At 63.6% G+C, this 18749-nt stretch carries 20 protein-coding genes; all 20 read right to left on the bottom strand.

Annotation, left to right across the window (positions count from 1 at the left end):
• Positions 1-134: 134 nt before the first annotated feature.
• Entirely contained in the window at positions 135-1277 is a 1143-nt protein-coding gene (gene flhB / locus ACF8FB_RS15745; RefSeq protein WP_010955079.1) for a flagellar biosynthesis protein FlhB, read from the bottom strand.
• Between the two features lie 2 nt (positions 1278-1279).
• On the bottom strand, positions 1280-2056 hold the full coding sequence (fliR, locus tag ACF8FB_RS15750) for a flagellar biosynthetic protein FliR (RefSeq protein WP_010955080.1): 777 nt from the start codon (positions 2054-2056) through the stop codon (positions 1280-1282).
• A gap of 7 nt (positions 2057-2063) precedes the next feature.
• Positions 2064-2333 (bottom strand): flagellar biosynthesis protein FliQ, encoded by a 270-nt coding sequence (gene fliQ / locus ACF8FB_RS15755; protein ID WP_003254414.1) that lies wholly within the window; start codon positions 2331-2333, stop codon positions 2064-2066.
• A 21-nt stretch (positions 2334-2354) separates the two neighbouring features.
• Positions 2355-3110: a flagellar type III secretion system pore protein FliP gene (fliP, locus tag ACF8FB_RS15760; protein WP_003254415.1), complete on the bottom strand. Its 756-nt coding sequence runs from the start codon at positions 3108-3110 to the stop codon at positions 2355-2357.
• Complete coding sequence (gene fliO / locus ACF8FB_RS15765) at positions 3110-3544, bottom strand: flagellar biosynthetic protein FliO (protein WP_010955081.1); 435 nt, start codon at positions 3542-3544, stop codon at positions 3110-3112. The genes fliP and fliO overlap by 1 nt, the downstream gene beginning before the upstream one ends.
• 12 nt (positions 3545-3556) lie before the next feature.
• Entirely contained in the window at positions 3557-4024 is a 468-nt protein-coding gene (fliN, locus tag ACF8FB_RS15770; RefSeq protein WP_029615633.1) for a flagellar motor switch protein FliN, read from the bottom strand.
• 47 nt (positions 4025-4071) lie between these two features.
• A complete protein-coding gene (gene fliM / locus ACF8FB_RS15775; RefSeq protein ID WP_003254418.1) occupies positions 4072-5040 on the bottom strand; it encodes a flagellar motor switch protein FliM in 969 nt (322 codons plus the stop codon).
• A 9-nt stretch (positions 5041-5049) separates the two neighbouring features.
• Positions 5050-5547 carry a flagellar basal body-associated protein FliL gene (gene fliL, locus ACF8FB_RS15780; protein WP_010955083.1) on the bottom strand — a complete coding sequence of 166 codons (498 nt, stop codon included), beginning with the start codon at positions 5545-5547 and terminating at the stop codon, positions 5050-5052.
• 351 nt (positions 5548-5898) lie between these two features.
• Positions 5899-7164, bottom strand: coding sequence for a flagellar hook-length control protein FliK (locus ACF8FB_RS15785; RefSeq protein WP_392511543.1), 1266 nt, complete (start codon positions 7162-7164; stop codon positions 5899-5901).
• A gap of 71 nt (positions 7165-7235) precedes the next feature.
• Positions 7236-7583 (bottom strand): Hpt domain-containing protein, encoded by a 348-nt coding sequence (locus ACF8FB_RS15790; RefSeq protein WP_004577674.1) that lies wholly within the window; start codon positions 7581-7583, stop codon positions 7236-7238.
• Between the two features lie 48 nt (positions 7584-7631).
• The gene (locus ACF8FB_RS15795; protein ID WP_010955086.1) at positions 7632-9323 is read right to left on the bottom strand and encodes a fused response regulator/phosphatase; all 1692 of its coding nucleotides are present in this window, start codon (positions 9321-9323) and stop codon (positions 7632-7634) included.
• An 8-nt stretch (positions 9324-9331) separates the two neighbouring features.
• A complete protein-coding gene (locus ACF8FB_RS15800) occupies positions 9332-9637 on the bottom strand; it encodes an STAS domain-containing protein (protein ID WP_003254426.1) in 306 nt (101 codons plus the stop codon).
• Between the two features lie 176 nt (positions 9638-9813).
• On the bottom strand, positions 9814-10266 hold the full coding sequence (gene fliJ / locus ACF8FB_RS15805) for a flagellar export protein FliJ (protein WP_392511544.1): 453 nt from the start codon (positions 10264-10266) through the stop codon (positions 9814-9816).
• A 6-nt stretch (positions 10267-10272) separates the two neighbouring features.
• Positions 10273-11628, bottom strand: coding sequence for a flagellar protein export ATPase FliI (gene fliI / locus ACF8FB_RS15810; protein ID WP_010955088.1), 1356 nt, complete (start codon positions 11626-11628; stop codon positions 10273-10275).
• On the bottom strand, positions 11618-12409 hold the full coding sequence (fliH, locus tag ACF8FB_RS15815; RefSeq protein ID WP_392511545.1) for a flagellar assembly protein FliH: 792 nt from the start codon (positions 12407-12409) through the stop codon (positions 11618-11620). The genes fliI and fliH overlap by 11 nt, the downstream gene beginning before the upstream one ends.
• A gap of 162 nt (positions 12410-12571) precedes the next feature.
• Positions 12572-13591: a flagellar motor switch protein FliG gene (gene fliG, locus ACF8FB_RS15820; RefSeq protein WP_003254434.1), complete on the bottom strand. Its 1020-nt coding sequence runs from the start codon at positions 13589-13591 to the stop codon at positions 12572-12574.
• The gene (fliF, locus tag ACF8FB_RS15825) at positions 13584-15362 is read right to left on the bottom strand and encodes a flagellar basal-body MS-ring/collar protein FliF (RefSeq protein WP_010955090.1); all 1779 of its coding nucleotides are present in this window, start codon (positions 15360-15362) and stop codon (positions 13584-13586) included. Before fliF ends, fliG begins: the two co-directional genes overlap by 8 nt.
• A 15-nt stretch (positions 15363-15377) precedes the next feature.
• Positions 15378-15710 carry a flagellar hook-basal body complex protein FliE gene (gene fliE / locus ACF8FB_RS15830; RefSeq protein ID WP_003254438.1) on the bottom strand — a complete coding sequence of 111 codons (333 nt, stop codon included), beginning with the start codon at positions 15708-15710 and terminating at the stop codon, positions 15378-15380.
• A 261-nt stretch (positions 15711-15971) separates the two neighbouring features.
• Positions 15972-17327: a sigma-54 dependent transcriptional regulator gene (locus ACF8FB_RS15835; RefSeq protein ID WP_064491809.1), complete on the bottom strand. Its 1356-nt coding sequence runs from the start codon at positions 17325-17327 to the stop codon at positions 15972-15974.
• On the bottom strand, positions 17327-18544 hold the full coding sequence (locus ACF8FB_RS15840; RefSeq protein WP_064491810.1) for a PAS domain-containing sensor histidine kinase: 1218 nt from the start codon (positions 18542-18544) through the stop codon (positions 17327-17329). The genes ACF8FB_RS15835 and ACF8FB_RS15840 overlap by 1 nt, the downstream gene beginning before the upstream one ends.
• Positions 18545-18749 lie beyond the last annotated feature (205 nt).

Here is an 18749-nt window from a genome sequence, read left to right on the forward strand (position 1 = left end):
TACAAGCAAGGCGGTCGCGCGCGCCGGGCACAGGAGGGACTGGCCCGAAACAAATGTAGGAGCGAGCTTGCTCGCGATGCGCCGCGCGGGCGGCGCTCGATCTCACAGGCAACGCAAACCTATCGCCGAACAGATCAACTGTCGCGGCGCAGGTCCGGCGGGATCGGCAGGTCGTCCTTCAGCGGCTCTGGGCGCTTGCCCTTGCCGGCGCGGTATTGGCGAATCTGGAACACATACGCCAGCACCTGCGCCACCGCCAGGTACAGCCCCGCCGGGATCTCCTGCTCAAGTTCGGTGGAGTAATAGATCGCCCGCGCCAGCGCCGGCGATTCGAGGATCTGGATGTTGTGTTCCACGCCAATTTCACGAATCTTCAACGCCATGAAATCGCTACCCTTGGCCAGCAGCAACGGCGCCGCACCGCCTTTCTCCGGGTCGTATTGCAACGCCACCGCATAATGCGTCGGGTTGGTGATGATCACATCTGCATCCGGTACCGCCGCCATCATGCGCCGCTGCGACACCTCGCGCTGCAGTTGGCGAATACGTTGCTTGACCTCGGGCTTGCCCTCGCTGTCCTTGTACTCGTCGCGCACTTCCTGCTTGGTCATCTTCATTTTCTTGTGCGTCTGGTACAGCTGGAACGGCACATCTGCCGCGGCAATCAGCAACAGCCCGGCCGACATCCACAAGGCACTCCAGCCCACCACCTGCAAGCTATGGATGATCGCCTGCTCCAGCGGCTCGTTGGCAATCGACAGCAAGGCCTGGCGGTCACCGGAGAGCACCACCACCGCCACCACCAGAATCACGAAAAACTTGGCCAGCGCCTTGAGCAATTCAGTCAAGGCCTGCATCGAGAACATGCGCTTGATCCCCGACAGCGGGTTCATGCGGCTGAATTTGGGCTGCAGCAAGCTGCCCGAGAACAAGAAGCCGCTAAGCGCGATGGGCGCCACGAAGGAAACCACGAACAGCAGGATCAGCACCGGCTGCACCGCCCATATGGCCATCTTGCCCGAGGCCAGCAGGAAGGCACCCATGGCCCGTTCATCGACGATGATGTCGCGGGTCAAACTGAAGTTCATGCGCATCAACGCAAGCAATGTCTCGGCCACGTGGCCGCCGAACGCCAGGAGGCCACCGGCACCCGCCAGGGTCACCGCCACCGTGTTCAGCTCCTTGGAGCGGGCGACCTCGCCCTTCTCGCGGGCGTCGCGCTTGCGCTTTTCGGTGGGGTCTTCTGTCTTGTCCTGACCGCTCTCGCTTTCTGCCATGCTCAGCGCACCCTCGCCAGCTCACGCAGCCATTGCAGCGTTTCGCTGGCCAATGCCTGATAGTGGGACAGGACGTCGGCCAGGCCAACCCAGAAGATGAACATGCCCATGACCAAGGTCAGCGGGAAGCCGATGGAGAAAATGTTCAGCTGCGGCGCTGCGCGGGTCATTACGCCAAAGGCAATGTTCACCACCAGCAGCGCAGCGATCACCGGCAGAATCAACAGCAGGCCGGCACCGAACACCCAGCCCATGCGCCCGGCCAGCTCCCAGAAGTGATTGACCACCAGCGCACTCCCCACCGGCAAGGTGGTAAAACTTTCGGTCAGTACCTCGAACACCACCAGGTGGCCGTTCATCAACAGGAACAACACACTCACCAGCATGGTCATGAACTGGCTGATTACCGTGACGTTGACCCCGTTGGCGGGGTCGACCATCGAGGCGAACGCCATACCCATCTGTACCGCGACGATTTGCCCGGCAACCACGAAAGCCTGAAACAGCAACTGCAAGGCCAGGCCAAACAGCGCACCGACGATGATCTGCTCGGCGCACAGCAGCATACCGCGCAGGCTCAACGGGTCGAACTCGGGCAGCGGCGGCAATGCCGGCACGATCACAACGGTCACCGCCACCGCTACGTACAGGCGAATCCGCGCTGGCAACATGCGGGTACCGAAGATCGGCATGGTCATCAGCACCGCAGTCACCCTGAACAACGGCAGGATGAAGGTGGCGACCCAGGTGCCGATCTGCGTGTCGGTCAGCTCCAGCATCGCCGCATCAACCTATGAGCTGCGGGATGTTGGTGTAGAGCGTGGTGATGTACTCCATGAACTTCTGCACCAGCCACGGCCCGGCGATGATCAGCGTGATCAGCATCACCAGCAGGCGCGGCAAAAAGCTCAAGGTCTGTTCGTTGATCTGCGTGGCAGCCTGGAACATCGCCACCACCAGGCCCACCAACAGGCTCGGCACCACCAGCACGGCGACCATGAGGGTGGTCAGCCACAGGGCATCACGAAACAGGTCGACAGCGACTTCAGGTGTCATCGGCGGCTCTCCTTGACGGCGTCAGACGCCGCCGAAACTGCTGGCCAGGGTGCCCATGATCAGCGCCCAGCCGTCGACCAGCACGAACAGCATGATCTTGAACGGCAGCGAGATGATCAGCGGCGACAGCATCATCATACCCATGGCCATCAGCACACTGGCCACGACCATGTCGATGATCAGGAACGGGATGAAGATCATGAAACCGATCTGGAACGCCGTCTTCAGCTCGGAAGTGACGAACGCCGGCACCAGGATCGTCAGCGGCACCTGGTCGGGGCCGGCGATGTCGGTGCGCTTGGACAGGCGCATGAACAGGTCAAGGTCGCTCTGCCGGGTTTGCGCCAGCATGAAGTCCTTGAGCGGCCCCTGGGCCTTGTCGATCGCCTGCTGGGCAGTCATCTGCTCCTTCAGGTACGGCTGCAGCGCGTCCTGGTTCACCCGATCGAACACCGGCGCCATGATGAACATGGTCAGAAACAGCGCCATGCCGGTCAGCAACTGGTTGGACGGCGTCTGCTGCAGGCCCAGCGCCTGGCGCAGGATCGAGAACACGATGATGATGCGGGTAAAGCTGGTCATCAGGATGACGAACGCCGGGATGAAGCTCAGCGCGGTCATGATCAGCAGGATTTGCAGGCTGACCGAATATTCCTGTTGCCCGTCCGGGGTGTTGGACAGGGTGATGGCCGGGATCGACAGCGGGTCGGCGGCCAGGGCCAGCGGCGCAGCCAGCAGCAGCGCCAGAGTCAACAACGTACGCAGCGCGCCGCTCATCACTTGTTGTCCTTAGGGTCCTTGCCCATCAGCTCCATCAGCCGCTGGGCAAACTCCGGCGTCGCCTGACGGGCGCTTGCCGGCACTTCCACGGGTTCGGCCAGTACGTGCAGGGCCTCGATGGTGCCGGGGGTATGGCCGATCAGGATCTGCTCCTTGCCCACCTGCACCAGCAGCAGGCGGTCACGCGGGCCGATGGCACGGCTGCCGACAATCTCGATCACCTGCCCACCCTTCACTGCGGTGCTCTGCAGGCGCCGCAGCAGCCAGGCCAGAAAGAAGATCAGGCCCACCACCAGCAGCAGGCCCAAGACCATCTGCGCCAGCTGCCCGCCAAGACTGCCAGGTTGAGCCGCCGGGGTGGCTGCTGGCGTGGCCGCAGCCAGGCAGGCGTGGCTGGCGAACAGCACCGCTGCCGCAGCGATGGCGCGCATCGTGCCCTTCACTCAGCGCAGCTTCTTGATACGTTCGCTGGGGCTGATCACGTCGGTCAGGCGGATGCCGAACTTTTCGTTGACCACGACCACTTCGCCATGGGCGATCAGCGTGCCGTTGACCAGCACGTCGAGCGGCTCGCCGGCCAGGCGGTCGAGCTCGATCACCGAGCCCTGGTTGAGCTGCAGCAGGTTGCGGATGTTGATCTCGGTGCTGCCCACTTCCATGGAAATGTTCACCGGGATGTCCAGGATCACGTCCAGGTTCGGGCCTTCGAGGCTGACATTTTCATTCGGCTTCGGCGAGCTGGCGAATTCTTCCATCGGCAGGCGGCCCGGGCCGCTGCTGCTGCCGGTGTCCCCGCCCAGCAGTGCATCGATGTCGGCCTGGCCGGCAGAACCGGTTTCTTCCAACGCTGCGGCCCACTCATCGGCCAGTGCCTGGTCCTCTGGGGAGGTGATCTCGTTTTCGTTAGCCATGATTTCCTCGACAGGCATTCAATTCGTTGTAAGCGACCGGCACACCGTCAGCGGCGTTCGATCGGGTCGATGATCTGCAGGGCCAGGTTGCCCTTGTGCGAGCCCAGCCGCGCCTTGAACGCTGGCACCCCGTTAGCGCGCAGCACCAGGTGCTCGGGCAGCTCCACCGGGATCACGTCACCCGGCTGCATGTGCAGGATGTCGCGCAGCTTCAGCTGGCGTCGGGCGACCGTGGCGGTCATTGGCACGGCCACGTCCAGCACGTCCTCGCGCAGGGCCTTGACCCAGCGCTCGTCCTGGTCGTCCAGGTCCGACTGGAAACCGGCATCGAGCATTTCCCGCACCGGCTCGATCATCGAGTACGGCATGGTCACGTGCAGATCGCCGCCGCCACCGTCCAGTTCGATGTGGAAGGTGGACACCACCACCGCTTCGCTGGGGCCGACAATGTTGGCCATGGCCGGGTTGACCTCGGAGTTCATGTACTCGAAGCTGACCGGCATGATCGCCTGCCAGGCTTCCTTCAGGTCGACGAAACACTGGTCCAGCACCATGCGCACCACACGCAGTTCGGTCGGGGTGAACTCACGCCCTTCGATCTTGGCGTGGCGGCCATCGCCGCCAAAGAAATTGTCCACCAGCTTGAACACCAGCTTGGCGTCGAGGATGAACAGCGAAGTGCCGCGCAGCGGCTTGATCTTGACCAGGTTGAGGCTGGTGGGCACGTACAGCGAGTGCACGTATTCGCCGAACTTCATTACCTGCACGCCACCCACGGCCACGTCAGCGGAGCGGCGCAGCAGGTTGAACATGCTGATACGGGTATAGCGGGCGAAGCGCTCGTTGATCATTTCCAGGGTCGGCATGCGACCCCGCACGATACGGTCCTGACTGGTCAGGTCGTAGCTTTTGATACTGCCAGGCTCGGATGCACTCTCGGTCTGCACCAGCCCGTCGTCGACGCCATGCAACAGGGCATCGATTTCATCCTGGGACAGCAGGTCCTGTACGGCCATTGCGGACTCCTACTGCAATACGAAATTGGTGAACAGCAACTGGTCGATGACCGGCTTGCCGACTTCCTTCTGCGCCACTTCCTGGACCACCGCGGTGGCCTTCTGGCGCAGCATCTCCTGCCCTACCGGGCTGCTGGCGAGGGTGTCGAACCCTTGCCCGGAGAACATCATCACCAGGTTGTTGCGGATCACCGGCATGTGCACCTTGAGGGCATCCAGGTCGGCCTGGTTACGCGCCTGCAGGGTGATGCTCAGCTGCATGTAGCGCTGGCGGCCGTTCTGGTTGAAGTTGACCACGAAGGCCGGGGTCAGCGCCTCGTATATCGCCCCTGGCTTGACGTTGCTGGCCGTGGCCTCAGCGGCCGGAGCCGGCTCGCTCTTGTGCATGATGAACCAGGTAGCGCCCACCGAAAGGCCGATCGCCAGCAACAGGCCGACGACAGCCAGCAGGATCAGCTTGAGTTTGCCTTTAGTGGCGGGGTCTTTGACTGCTTCGCTCTTCGCCATGCCAATAATCCGTCGTCCATCGGGGGTTCAAAGGAGAATGGCTTGGCTTGAGCAAGTGTTATGCCAGAATTCGGCTTGAGGGATTTTACGTCTGTGAGATCGAGCGCCGCCCGCGCGGCGCATCGCGAGCAAGCTCGCTCCTACATTTATTTCGGGCCAATTATTCCTAAGGATTTGCGCGCGGGCCCTTGGCGCATGGCGCGATATCGTGTCGCACACACAAAGCGGTCGCGCGCGTTGGCACTGGCGTAACTGGCCCGAAACAAATGTAGGAGCGAGCTTGCTCGCGATGCGCCGCGCGGGCGGCGCTCGATCTCACAGCCCCCCAAAAACAAAGCCATGCACCAGACATCAGGCGTAGTAATCGACCGCACTGTCGCCGACAACCACCTGCTGCTCCAAAGGCCGGGCGCTATCGACCGCTTCGGCCCCACCCTGCTCGGCCCGGCGCGCCGCCACCCCGGAAAGGTTGCTGCCCTGCGCCTGCCCCTGCTGTTGTTGCTGCCCGCGCGACTGGTCAGCCACGTTGACATCCGGCTGCGCCAACCCCTGCTGGGCAAACAGTTCGCGCAGGCGGTGCACCTGGCTGTCGAGGGCGTCACGTACGCCGGCGTGGCCGCTGATGAAGGTGACCTGGGTGGCCTGGTCCGCCGCAACATTGACGCGAATGTCGAGGCGACCGAGTTCTGCTGGCTCCAGTTGGATATCAGCCGACTTGAGGTTCTGGCTGGACAGGTACATGACCCGGTTGACCAGGCCCTCGGCCCAAGCGTTCTGGTTCATCGGCAATGGCTGATGCAGCGGGTTCGCAGTGGCCGGTACGGCGTTGGCGGTCTTGGCCGTGGCCGCCTGGGTCAGGCTGGCCAGGCGGTTGGCAAAATCATCGATGCGGGTGTCGCCGCTGGCACTCTTGGTGTCTTTCAGGCCGTCTTCAAGCAAGGCGCCAAAGGCCTTGCCACCGGATTCGGCGCTTTCGCCATCGGTATCCTCGACCAGATTCGCCAAGGTATTGACGGCTGCCTGCCCTTCCTCGCCCTGAGCCTGGGCAGCATCAAGGGCATGTGCAGAGGTGCCACCTTTGGCCTGGGCACTGTGCTCCAGCGCCAGGCGCAGGGTCGGCAGGTTGGCCAGGGGGTCAGCATCCGGATCGAAGGCTTCCTCGGCGGACGGCTCTTCAGGCAGTGCCGCGGCAGCCTGGGTTTGCGCCGTGGCCGCCTGCAGCACGGGCGCCACCGCCTCGGCCTGCGCCTGAATCAGTTGTGCGCCGGGCTGGGCATCAGTGACCTGACCGGCCACCAGGCTGGCATCACGTACACCCGTCTCGGCCTGGGCCGAATCCTCTTCTGGCAACTTGTTGCCGTCATCGGCAACTGCAGCTTTGCCAGCCGGGTCTTTCTTGCCGCCAGCTGCCGCATCAGGTTTGTCCTTGGGCTTGGCCTGAGCAACCTTGTCGTCCTGCCCGGTAACCTTGTCGCGGCCCTGCCTGGCCATCACCTGGCCAAAGGCATCGCCCTTGTCACCCAGCGCCTGCAGCGGTTTGTCCGCCTGCACGGTGGCCGAACGCGAGGTTTTGGCAATGGCATTGGCTTGCAGCAAAGGGTTGGGTGCGACAGGCATCGAGCGGTCTCCGCGCCAGAAACAAAAAATCATTCAGGCAGAGACAGGCAAGACTCGCGCCAACTCGCGTATCAGCCTGCGGAAATACGTTGCTGCTCACCACGGTAAAAGTGCTGCACAACGACGAATTCCATGTCGATGCGGCTGATCAAGTCTTCAATACCGTACAACGGGGGCCGCCGCGCGCGCTCTTCGAGCTGCTGACACAGGCTGGCCAAGGCCACCGCGCCCATGTTGCTGCTGCTGCCCTTGAAACTGTGGGCTGCCGCGCCAAGCTCCTCGGCGCTTTTGGCCGCGTGCAACTGCCCAAGACGCCGCTCCGAGTCGTCCAGAAAAGTCTGCACCAACTGCAGGTAGCCATCTTCCATGACCTCACGCAGGTCACTGAGTACCTTGTGGTCAATATGCATGTCAGTCACTTGTTCACTCCTTGATCAAGCCAGATTATGCCCGAGCCAACCCGTGGCTCACCATACGAACTCCACATGCGCGCAACGCCCGCCCTCACTCCAGCGCGCGTCACTGGCCAACTGCCGCACCAGATTCAGACCGCGGCCGCTCAGCCCCTGGTCCGGCGAAGGCCGCGCAAGCACGCGCTGCACGTCGAAGCCGGCACCGCTGTCGCGCACTTCGATCATCAGACGCCCACCGCCGCCATGCGGTTCAACCTTGAAATCGATGCTTACAAAGCCTTCGGTCAGCGAGCCCAGGCGCCGGGCACGCTCCTGGTAATAGTCGGTAAAGCCTTGCACATCGCGCTTGAGCTGCGAGTCCAGGCCCAGCACACCATGCTCCAGCGCATTGGAATACAACTCGCTAAGCACACTGTGCAGGTTGCCGGTACGTGCGCGCAGGCCATGAATTTCCTGCAACAATTGCACCAGGTACGGCACAGGGTTGAAGCGTTTCAGGCTTTCGCCACGCACCTCGAAGCTCAGCGACCAGTCCAGCGGGCTGGAGCGGCCACTATCAGAGTAGATCATCGGGGCCGCCACCCGCTCCTCGGCAGTGAACATGCGAATATCGCACAAGCTGATGTCATCGCGTGGCTGCCCACCAAAACGCTCCAGGGCCAGCATCAGCTCATCGAACAACTTCACCGGGTCGCGGTTGTCGGCCAGCACCGCTCGCAGGCGCTGTACGCCAAACAGGCATTCCTGGTCGTCGGCGGTATCGATCACACCGTCTGACAGCAGCAACAGGCGCTCGCCCGGTGCCAGCGGCAACACCTCCGTGCTGTCATCGAAACGCTCAGCGGCCAGAATGCCCAGCGGCAGGTGCCGCGAACTCAGTGCCGACAGCACTTGGCCATCCACCGACAGGCGATAGCCATCAGGCATACCGCCATTCCACACCTCCACCGAGCCGCGCTGCATGCTGAGGTTGAGCAGCAGCGCACAGCAGAACATATCCACCGGCAGGATGCGCTTGAGCTTGGCATTCATCTCGCGCAGGATCTGCGCCATGCCGTAGCCCTTGGCGGTCATGCCGTAGAACACCTCAGCCATCGGCATGGCGCCGACCGCCGCCGGCAGGCCGTGACCGGTGAAATCGCCAAGCAGCACACGCATGTCGCCGGCCGGGGTAAATGCCGCCAGCATCAGGTCGCCATTGAACAGCGCGTAAGGCGATTGCAGGTAGCGAATGTTGGGCGCAGAAAGGCAACCCGAGTGGGCCACCTTGTCGAACACCGCCTTGGCGACCCGCTGCTCGTTAAGCAGGTGATGGTGATGCCGGGTGATCTGGTCACGCTGTTCCAGTACCGTTGCCTGCAAGCGACGCAGGCGGTCCATGGCGCGAATCTTGGCAGCCAGGATCACCGCGCTGTAGGGCTTGGCCATGAAATCATCGCCCCCCGCCTCCAGGCAACGCACCAGCCCCTCTTCTTCATTCAGCGACGTCAGGAAAATGATCGGCACCAGCGCTTCGCCAGCCAATGCCTTGATCTGCCGCGCCGCCTCGAAGCCATCCATGACCGGCATCAGGGCGTCCAGCAGCACCAGTTGCGGGCGCCGCTCGAGGTACAGCGCTACCGCCTGCTCGCCGTTTTCAGCGGTGAATACCTGATGCCCCTGGCGGCGCACGATCTGCGCAAGCAGAAGGCGATCGACAGCACTGTCTTCGGCGACCAGCACGGTTAACGCCTGTTCGGCAGGCATGTCGGCGCTCAACTGATATCGAAGAGTTTTTCGAAATTGGAGATAGCGAGAATCTTGCGCACATCGGAGCTGGCATGCACCACCCGCACATCCGACTCGTCGCCGCCCGCGTGGTCGCGCAGCAACAGCAGCATGCCGAGCGCGGAGCTGTCGAGGTAGGTGGTGTCCTTCAGGTCGACGACCACCGAATCCGGCCGCCTGGGCTGGCGTTCGTAGGCGTCGCGAAACTCCTGATGCTTGCCGAAATCGAAGCGCCCCTTGATCTTGATGGTCAGTTTTTTCCCGTCCTGCGAAAAATCAGTCTCGACTGCCATGCTAGCGATTCCTTCGATGATGGCGGATGCAACTGCTTTAAGGTTTAGCAGGCGATGGTGGGGGAGGCAAGCGGATGCAGGCTCATGGCTTTGATGGCCTGTACCGGCCTCTTCGCGGGCAAGACCTCTCATTTGTTTCGGGCCAATTATTCCGCTGCAAGGCCTGCGGCGAACACCTATAGAGGGTTTTGCCGCGGCAGGCGCTGCGACAGCTCATCCAACAAACGCTGCTCGCGCTTGTCTTCAGCGCGCCGGGCCTCGTCCTGGTAGCGCTGTACCAGCTTGCGCAAACCTTCCACCCGGGCATAAGCCTGCTGCCAGGTACCACGGGCGTTGCTGAGGTTGTTCTGGTGCCAGACCAGGCTCTGGCGCTGCTGGGTCATGGCCGTTTCCAGCTGCCCCAGAAAGCGCTGGTAATTGACCAGCCAGCTGCCATTGACCCCTTGCCCGCCGCGGTTGATCCACTGCAGCTGGTAATCCTCGCGAAAGCGCTCCAGCTCGGCCAGCTTGGCCTGGGCCGTGGCCACCTGCTGCTGGAAATGGCCAAGGCGCTGAGCCGCCTTGCGCTCGGCCTCTTCGGCCATGTCCACCACCGGCGCCATGCGCGCGGCACGTCCGGGCAGCGCCATGGCTTATCAACCTGCCGGGGGCGTGAAAATCGCCCCCAGCTGTTCGCGGCTCTGCGCCATGCCCACGTTCTCGCGCAGGCCCTGGCGCAGAAACTCAACCAGCTTCGATTGCAAGGCAATGGCCAGGTCAGTCTCCGGATCACCGCCAGCTACATAGGCACCCACGCTGATCAGGTCGCGGCTTTGCGACAGGCGCGACCACAGTTGCTTGAACTTCTGCGCCTGGCGCAAGTGGTCGGCATCGACCACTTGGGGCATGACCCGGCTGATCGACGCTTCGATGTCGATGGCCGGGTAATGGCCTTCCTCAGCCAGCCGACGCGACAGTACAAAGTGGCCGTCAAGCACGCCCCGCGCCGAGTCGGCGATCGGGTCTTGCTGATCGTCGCCTTCAGACAGCACGGTATAGAACGCAGTGATCGAACCACCGCCAGGTTCGCCATTGCCTGCCCGCTCCACCAGCTTGGGCAGCTTGGCGAACACCGAGGGCGGGTAACCCCGGGTGGCTGGCGGCTCGCCGATGGCCAGGGCAATTTCCCGCTGGGCCTGGGCGAAACGGGTCAACGAGTCCATCAGCAACAGCACATTCTTGCCTTTGTCGCGGAAGTACTCGGCAATGCGTGTGCAATACATGGCGGCGCGCAGACGCATCAGCGGCGCATCGTCGGCCGGCGAAGCCACCACCACCGAGCGCTTGAGGCCCTCTTCACCAAGGATGTGCTCGATGAATTCCTTCACCTCGCGCCCCCGCTCACCGATCAGGCCGACCACGATGATTTCGGCTTCGGTGAACCGGGTCATCATGCCCAGCAATACCGATTTACCCACACCGGTACCGGCGAACAGACCTAACCGCTGGCCACGGCCGACGGTAAGCAGGCCGTTGATACTGCGAATGCCCACATCCAACGGCTTGCTGATAGGGTCGCGGTTGAGCGGGTTGATCACCGGGCCGTCCATCGGCACCCAGTCCTCGGCCTTCATCCCGCCCTTGCCATCCAGCGCACGGCCGGCGCCGTCGAGCACCCGGCCCAGCATGCTCATGCCCATGGGCAGGCGGCCGCCGTCATCCAGCGGCACGACCCGGGCCCCCGGCGCGATACCGACGATGCTGCCCACCGGCATCAGAAACACCTTGGGCCCGGCAAAGCCCATGACTTCGGCCTCGACCTGCACGGGGTGATAACTGTCATCGTTGATCACCAGACAGCGGCTGCCCACTGCAGCGCGCAGGCCTTCGGCTTCCAGGGTGAGGCCGACCATACGCAGCAAGCGGCCTTCGACGATGGGTTGCGCCGGCAGCTCGATGGCCTCAGCGTAAGTGCCCAGGCGCTTGCCGAAGCTGGTGCGTTCAAGGCGCATCTGGGCTGTCCACGGCACGCTCGACCGGCGCGTCCAGGTCTATCGACATGTCTGGCGCCGCCGGGTGCAGGGAATGATCGTGCAACTGGTCGAACAGCTGCGCCACCGCTTTTTCGATACGCGTTTCCATGGTGGCATCGATACGGCTGTGGGCCGTCTCGATGCGGCAACCACCCGGTAGCAGCGCGCTGTCTTCCAGCAGCCGCCAGTTCTCCTCATGGCGTTCGCGCAGGGCCTTGGCCAGCTCGAAATCCTGCGGGTTGAGGTGGATGCGGATATTGTCCGCGCCCATGGGCAGCAGCTTGAGCGCTTCGCGCAGCACTTGGGTGATCTGGCTGGAATCGTTGCGCAGCTCGCGGCCGATCACCTGGCGGCTCATGTGCGCGATCAGGTGCACCAGGCTTTTCTCGATCTGCGTGTCCTGCTCGGCAATCGGCTCCATCAGGTTGGCCATCAGCCGTTCGAGGCTGTCGAGTTTGGTTTTCAGGGCCTCTTCGGCCTCCTGGCGAACCTTGAGCTGGGTGCTGTGGAAGCCCTCGCGCTCACCGGTTGCGAAGCCCTCGTTGTAAGCCTCCTGACGGATGGCTTCGAGTTCTTCCAGGGTCAACGGCTGGACTTCTTCCAGCGGCACTTCCTCGACTTCCTCGATGACCTCGGGCTCAGGCTCAGGCTCCGGTTCGGGCTCCGGTTCCGGGTCGAAGCTTGGCAGCGTCCACACATCCACGCCCTCGAGGTCGCGGGCACGGATCAGGTCGCTGGGGTGGTGTTCTTTGGTGGGCATGCTGTCATGTTCTCAAACCGTGTTCGGCCGACACGGTCCCTTGTAGGAGCGGGTTAACCCGCGAATGCGTCGGCAGCGACAACCTCGATTGCCAGGACCGACGCCTTCGCGGGTAAACCCGCTCCTACAAAAGGCGGCGTCGGCTATGGGATCGCGAATACCTTAGATCATTTCCTCGGCGCCCTTGCCGCCGAGGACGATCTCGCCGGCCTCGGCCATACGCCGGGCAATGGTGAGGATTTCTTTCTGCGCGGTTTCCACATCGCTGACCCGTACCGGCCCTTTGGCCTCCAGATCGTCGCGCAGCAGCTCCGAAGCACGTTTGGACATGTTCTTGAAGATCTTGTCCTTGACCCGCTCGTCAGCGCCCTTGAGCGACACCACCAACACGTCGGAGGACACTTCGCGCAACAGCGCCTGGATGCCCCGGTCGTCGACGTCGGCCAGGTTGTTGAAGACAAACATCAGGTCTTCGATCTGCTCCGACAGGTCGCTGTCGATTTCACGGATCGCGTCCATCAGTGCGCCTTCCACCGAGCTGTCGAGGAAGTTCATGATGTCGGCAGCACGTTTGATACCACCCAGGGTGGTGCGCGCGGCGTTGGAGTTGCCCGAGAACTGCTTCTCGAGGATCTGGTTCAGCTCCTTCAGCGCCGCCGGCTGCACGGTGTTCAGCGATGACACGCGCAGGACGATGTCCAGGCGCACCTTGTGGTCGAAGTTGCTCAGCACTTCACCGGCCTGGTCGGGGTCGAGGTAGGCGACCACGATGGCCTGGATCTGCGGGTGCTCATAGCGGATCACGTCGGCCACGGCACGCGGCTCCATCCACTTGAGGCTGTCCAGGCCGCTGGTATTGCCGCCGAGCAGGATGCGGTCGACCAGGCCGTTGGCCTTGTCCTCGCCCAGGGCCTGGTTGAGCATCTTGCGGATGTACGCATCAGAACCGACGCCCAGGCTGGTCTGGTCGCCGACGATGTCGACGAACTCGCTCATCACCTGTTCGACCTGGTCACGGTGCACATTGCCCATCTGCGCCATGGCCACACCCACCCGCTGCACTTCCTTCGGGCCCATGTGCCGCAGCACCTGGGCCGCATCGGTCTCGCCCAGCGAGAGCAGGAGGATCGCCGCCTTGTCGACGCGGCTCAGCTTGGCGGTAACGGCTCGGTTATCACTCATCGGCGTTGATCCAGTCTTTCACGACCTGAGCCACACGGCCCGGGTCTTCGGCCACCAGGCCTTTGATTGCGTTGAGCTGTGCCTCGTAACCCTCGCTCGGGCTAGGCAGCAGAATGCTTGTCGGGCCACCCAGGCTGACGCGGTCGTTGGCCAGTTCGCCATCCAGACCCATCATGCCGCCCAGCTCCATGTCGCTGTCCGGGGCAGCCTGCTTGCCGCCCCCGGTAATGTTGTTCAGCACTGGCCGCAGCACGCCAAACACCAGCACCAGGATGAACACCACGCCCAGCACCTGCTTGACGATATCCCAGAACCACGGCTGCTGGTAGAAGGCGATGTCGGCGATTTCCTCGCCACGGTCGGCGGCGAACGGCACGTTGATCACCGTCACGCTGTCGCCACGGCTGGCATCGAAGCCAACTGCGTCCTGCACCAGGCGGGTAAAGCGCGCCAGGTCCTCGGCACCCCATGGCGCCCGCGTGGTATCGCCAGTGGCCGGGTCGATCTTGACCTGGTCGTCCACCACCACCGCTACCGACAGGCGGGCCATGCGCCCCTGCTGCTGGCGGGTGTGGCTGATGGAACGGTCCAGCTCGAAGTTCTTGGTGCTTTGCTGACGTTTGTCTGACGGGTACGGCGCGAGCATCGGCTGACCGGTGGCCGGGTCCATGATCTGCTGGCCGTTGGCATCCACCAGCGGTTGGCCAGGCTGAATGGCGGCAGCCGGGGTAGCCGCGCCACCAGTGGTCTGCGGTGCCGAAGCGGCGCCTGGCGGCTGGTTGCTCAGCGCGCCAGGTACGCCTTGCGGGCCTTGGCTGCTGGCACGTTGTTCGTCGACCGACTGCTCGCTGCGCAACGCCGGCTGGTCGGGGTTGAACTGTTCGGAGGTGGACTCGACCGCGCTGAAGTCGAGGTCGGCGGACACTTCGGCCTTGTAGCGGTCGTTACCCAACACCGGCTGCAGAATGTTGTGCACACGCTGGGTGAGCATGCTTTCCACCCGGCGGCTGTAGTCGAACTGCTTGCCGGCCTGGGTCAGCGCGGAATCCTGAATCTGCTCGGACAGCAGGTTGCCCTTCTGGTCGACGACGGTGACCTGGGATTTGTCCAGTTCCGGCACGCTGGTGGCGACCAGGTTGACGATGGCCATCACCTGCCCGGCTTCCAGTGCACGGCCTGGGTACAGCTCGACCAGTACCGAGGCGCTGGGCTTGCGTTCATCACGCACGAACACCGAACTTTTCGGGATGGCCAGGTGCACGCGCGCGGCCTTGACGTTGTTGAGGCTGGAAACGGTACGTGCCAGTTCGCCTTCCAGGCTGCGGCGGTAGCGGGTGGCTTCCATGAACTGGCTGGTGCCCAGGCCCTGCTCCTTGTCGAGCAGTTCGAAGCCGACATTGCCGTCGCTCGGCGCCACGCCGGCGGCTGCCAGTTTCAGGCGCGCACGGGAAAGGTCGTCGGCCTTGACCAGCAGGGCCCCCGAGTTGGGCTCCACGTTATAGGGGATGTCAGCAGCGGCCAGGGTGTCCATGACCTGCTTGGTGTCCATGCCCGACAGGCTGCCGTACAACGGACGGTAATCGGGTTGTTGCGACCACAGCACCACGGCAAAGCCGATGGCCACGCTGGCCGCCAGGCCGACCAGGAGGCCGATCTGGCGCAGCATGGGCATCTGCGAGATGTTTTCCAGAAACGCCATGCCAAACAGCGGCGGCTTGGCCGCTGGCGAGCCAGCTTTGGCGGGGGCGTTTTCGACGACTGCTTCAGCCATGGGTTACATCCGTCCTCAAACCGGCATCTGCATGATGTCCTGGTACGCCTGGACCAGCTTGTTGCGTACCTGGGTCATGGCTTGCATCGACACGCTGGCCTTTTGCGAAGCGATCATCACGTCAGTCAGGTCGACGCCGCTCTTGCCGATTTCGAACGCGTTGGCCAGTTGGGTCGAGGCTTGCTGCGTCTCATGCACCTTGCCGATGGCCTGGCCGAGCATGTCGGCGAAGGTGCTTTGCCCTGGCGCCAGTTCGGGGGCGGCAGTTACCTTGGGCAGCGACATGGCATCGGCCTGCATGGCCCGCATGTCCAACATCAGACGATTGAATTCAACACCTTGGCTCATGACCCTTCTCTCTCCTGCGGCCGCATTTTTTTGACAGTCATGCGGCGAATGACCTACCTAAAGCAACAAAGGTGCCAGCCTTCGCAACTCATTTCCCAGAGATCACACAATTCCTGCGGGAGCGGCCTTGCGTCGCGATAGGGCCGCAGAGCGGCCCCGGCGATCTTTGCGGCGGAGCTGAAGACATGGGCCGCTTCGCGCCCATTCGCGACACAAGGCCGTTCCCACAGAGGTCCGCGCCAGTTGCAGATGATTTGCCAGTCAGCCGAACAGGCTGGCCTCGACGTCAAACCCGGCATCGCGCATCTGCGCCAGCTTGTAGCGCAACGTCCGCGGACTGATCCCCAGGCGTTCGGCCGCCTCTTTGCGGCGGCCGCGCTCGGCGCGCAGGGTGTCGATGATCATCTGGTACTCGTGACGACGCATGTCATCCCCCAGGCCGCCGGCATCAGCAACCACCTCGAGAGATGGCTCGGTGCCAGCCGACAATGGAATGGCGCCTGCCAGACAAAAATCCGCCGCCTCGATCACGCCACCCTGCTGCAGAATCAACGCCCGCTGCAGGGCGTTGTCCAGTTCGCGCACGTTGCCCGGCCAGGCATATGCCTGCAGGCAGGCCCGAGCCGCTGGCGAGAGGCGCACCGGGGCATGCTTCATCTTGGCCACATGGCGCGCCAGCAGGCGCTCGGCCAACTGCAGGATATCGCCCGGCCGCTCACGCAGCGGGCGCCAGGCCAGCGGGAACACCGACAGGCGGTAGTACAGGTCTTCGCGGAAGCGCCCGGCCGCCACCTCGCCAGCTAGGTCGCGGTTGGTGGTGGCCAGCACCCGAATGTCCAGGCTGATCGGCTTGCGCCCGCCTACCCGCTCCACCTCGCGCTCCTGCAGCACACGCAGCAGCTTGGCCTGCAAGGCCATGGGCATTTCCGAGATTTCGTCGAGCAGCAAGGTGCCGCCTTCGGCCTGCTCGAACTTGCCCGCCTGAGCCGCAATAGCACCGGTGAAGGCCCCCTTCTCGTGGCCGAACAGGGTGGCCTCGAGCATGTTGTCGGGGATCGCCGCGCAGTTGATCGCCACGAAGGGCTGCGCCGCACGCGGCGACTGCTGGTGAATGTAGCGCGCCAGCACTTCCTTGCCAGTACCGGACTCGCCGGAAATCAGTACGGTCGAGTCACTGCGCGCCACACGGGCCGCCAGCTCCAGCAACTGGCGACTGGCCGGCTCGCAGGCCACCGGCCCTTCTTCGCCGGTCACACGCCCGGCGGCATGCCGCTCCACGAGGTTGAGCAGCGCCTTGGGCTCGAACGGTTTGACCAGGTAGTCGGCGGCGCCTTGGCGCATGGCCTCGACCGCACGCTCGACGGCGGCATGCGCCGTCATCAACAGCACCGGCAACTGTGGCTGCTGGCGGCGCAACTGGCTCAGCAACTGGTGCCCGTCCATACCGGGCATGTTGACGTCACTGACCACCAGGCTGAACGCGTCTTCGAGTACGGCCTCCAGCGCTTCTTCGGCACTGCCCACTGCCTGATAGGCGAAACCGCCGATTTCCAGGGTATCGCCCAGCGCCTGGCGCAATACGCGGTCATCCTCGACCAGCAGCACCTTGATTGCCATTACACCCCCTCCGCCAATTGCCCGTCGATCAACGGCAGCTCTACCCGCACGCAGGTACCACGGCCGACTTTCGAGCGCAGGTTGATCGTGCCCTGATGCGCACGCACCACCGCCTTGACCACGGCCAGGCCCAGGCCGGTACCGGTGGCCTTGGTGGTAAGGAACGGTTCGCCCAAACGACCGAGCAAGCCTGCATCGATGCCACTGCCGGCATCGCTGACGCACAGGTGCAAGCTACGTTCGCGGCGGTACAGGTGCACCTTCAGCCGCGCCGGGCCATCGCTGGCCTGCAGGGCATTTTCAATCAGGTTGAGCAAGGCGCCGACCAGGGTGTCGCGGTTGCACAGCAGCTCACCCAGATGACTGTCGCACTGCCAGCGCACGGCGTGCCCCTGCACATGCGCCTGGGCCGCCTGTTGCAGGGCCTGGAACAGCGCTTTCGGGGTCACCCGATCCCCCAGCGGCAACTCGCCACGGGCAAACACCAGCATGTCGCGCACCTGGTGTTCCAGCTCGTGCAGGCGCTCCTTCAAGGTTGCGGCGAAACGCAGGCGGGTTTCCGCGCTCAGCGCTTGCTCGCTATCGGCCAGGTGGCTGGCATACAGCATGGCTGCGGACAGCGGCGTGCGGATCTGGTGGGCCAGCGAGGCAACCATGCGCCCCAACGACGACAAGCGCTCGTGGCGAGCCAGCTGGTCCTGGAGGCGACGGGTTTCAGTCAGGTCGTTGAGCAGCACCAATTGGCCAGGTTCGGCATCCAGCGAGCGGGTGGCGATCGACAGGCGGCGACCGTCGCGCAGCGAGACTTCGTGGCCGTCGTCCTTGCGCGGGGCAAAACTACGGGCGATCACCTGGCGCCACAATTGGCCGATCAGAGGCTCACCGAGCAACTCGCAGGCGGCCGGGTTGGCTTCGCGCACCAGGCCTTGGCCGTCGATCACGATAACCCCGCCGGGTAGCAAGTCCAGCAGGTTCTGCAGGCGGTTGGCCAGGCGTTCCTTTTCACTCAGTTCGTCGATGCGCTGGGCGCTGACCACGGCCAGCTCACCTTTGAGCTCACTGACCCGGGCTTCAAGCAGGCTGTAGGACTGGCTCAGCTGGCTGGACACCTGATTGAACAGGGCAAAGGCTTGCGCGATACCCTGGCCGCTGTCCTGCGCGACCGGGGTTTGCCCCTGCTGATCGGGGGCTCGGGATACGTGGGCGGCCTGGGGCATCGTGCTCTCTCGCGTGGCTGACCGTCATAAAAACGGTGTGTTGCCAGCGGTGTAGCAATAGCCGTGCCGGAGATGGGGGTTTGGGTTTGACGTAGGATTGCGTTAAGACCGAGAAGGGTTCGCCGTGAGTTTTGTTGTGCCGCGGAGATCGAGCGCCGCCCGCGCGGCGCATCGCGAGCAAGCTCGCTCCTACGTTTGTTTCGGG

The sequence above is a fragment of the Pseudomonas sp. yb_2 genome, assembly GCF_043103905.1.
GTDB lineage: Bacteria > Pseudomonadota > Gammaproteobacteria > Pseudomonadales > Pseudomonadaceae > Aquipseudomonas > Aquipseudomonas alloputida.

What these genes read in the sequence shown, in the direction of transcription:
- flhB (WP_010955079.1), bottom strand. Translation starts at nt 1,277, where the DNA reads ATGGCAGAAAGCGAGAGCGGTCAGGACAAGACAGAAGACCCCACCGAA.
- fliR (WP_010955080.1), bottom strand. Translation starts at nt 2,056, where the DNA reads ATGCTGGAGCTGACCGACACGCAGATCGGCACCTGGGTCGCCACCTTC.
- fliQ (WP_003254414.1), bottom strand. Translation starts at nt 2,333, where the DNA reads ATGACACCTGAAGTCGCTGTCGACCTGTTTCGTGATGCCCTGTGGCTG.
- fliP (WP_003254415.1), bottom strand. Translation starts at nt 3,110, where the DNA reads ATGAGCGGCGCGCTGCGTACGTTGTTGACTCTGGCGCTGCTGCTGGCT.
- fliO (WP_010955081.1), bottom strand. Translation starts at nt 3,544, where the DNA reads ATGCGCGCCATCGCTGCGGCAGCGGTGCTGTTCGCCAGCCACGCCTGC.
- fliN (WP_029615633.1), bottom strand. Translation starts at nt 4,024, where the DNA reads ATGGCTAACGAAAACGAGATCACCTCCCCAGAGGACCAGGCACTGGCC.
- fliM (WP_003254418.1), bottom strand. Translation starts at nt 5,040, where the DNA reads ATGGCCGTACAGGACCTGCTGTCCCAGGATGAAATCGATGCCCTGTTG.
- fliL (WP_010955083.1), bottom strand. Translation starts at nt 5,547, where the DNA reads ATGGCGAAGAGCGAAGCAGTCAAAGACCCCGCCACTAAAGGCAAACTC.
- ACF8FB_RS15785 (WP_392511543.1), bottom strand. Translation starts at nt 7,164, where the DNA reads ATGCCTGTCGCACCCAACCCTTTGCTGCAAGCCAATGCCATTGCCAAA.
- ACF8FB_RS15795 (WP_010955086.1), bottom strand. Translation starts at nt 9,323, where the DNA reads ATGCCTGCCGAACAGGCGTTAACCGTGCTGGTCGCCGAAGACAGTGCT.
- ACF8FB_RS15800 (WP_003254426.1), bottom strand. Translation starts at nt 9,637, where the DNA reads ATGGCAGTCGAGACTGATTTTTCGCAGGACGGGAAAAAACTGACCATC.
- fliJ (WP_392511544.1), bottom strand. Translation starts at nt 10,266, where the DNA reads ATGGCGCTGCCCGGACGTGCCGCGCGCATGGCGCCGGTGGTGGACATG.
- fliI (WP_010955088.1), bottom strand. Translation starts at nt 11,628, where the DNA reads ATGCGCCTTGAACGCACCAGCTTCGGCAAGCGCCTGGGCACTTACGCT.
- fliH (WP_392511545.1), bottom strand. Translation starts at nt 12,409, where the DNA reads ATGCCCACCAAAGAACACCACCCCAGCGACCTGATCCGTGCCCGCGAC.
- fliG (WP_003254434.1), bottom strand. Translation starts at nt 13,591, where the DNA reads ATGAGTGATAACCGAGCCGTTACCGCCAAGCTGAGCCGCGTCGACAAG.
- fliF (WP_010955090.1), bottom strand. Translation starts at nt 15,362, where the DNA reads ATGGCTGAAGCAGTCGTCGAAAACGCCCCCGCCAAAGCTGGCTCGCCA.
- fliE (WP_003254438.1), bottom strand. Translation starts at nt 15,710, where the DNA reads ATGAGCCAAGGTGTTGAATTCAATCGTCTGATGTTGGACATGCGGGCC.
- ACF8FB_RS15835 (WP_064491809.1), bottom strand. Translation starts at nt 17,327, where the DNA reads ATGGCAATCAAGGTGCTGCTGGTCGAGGATGACCGCGTATTGCGCCAG.
- ACF8FB_RS15840 (WP_064491810.1), bottom strand. Translation starts at nt 18,544, where the DNA reads ATGCCCCAGGCCGCCCACGTATCCCGAGCCCCCGATCAGCAGGGGCAA.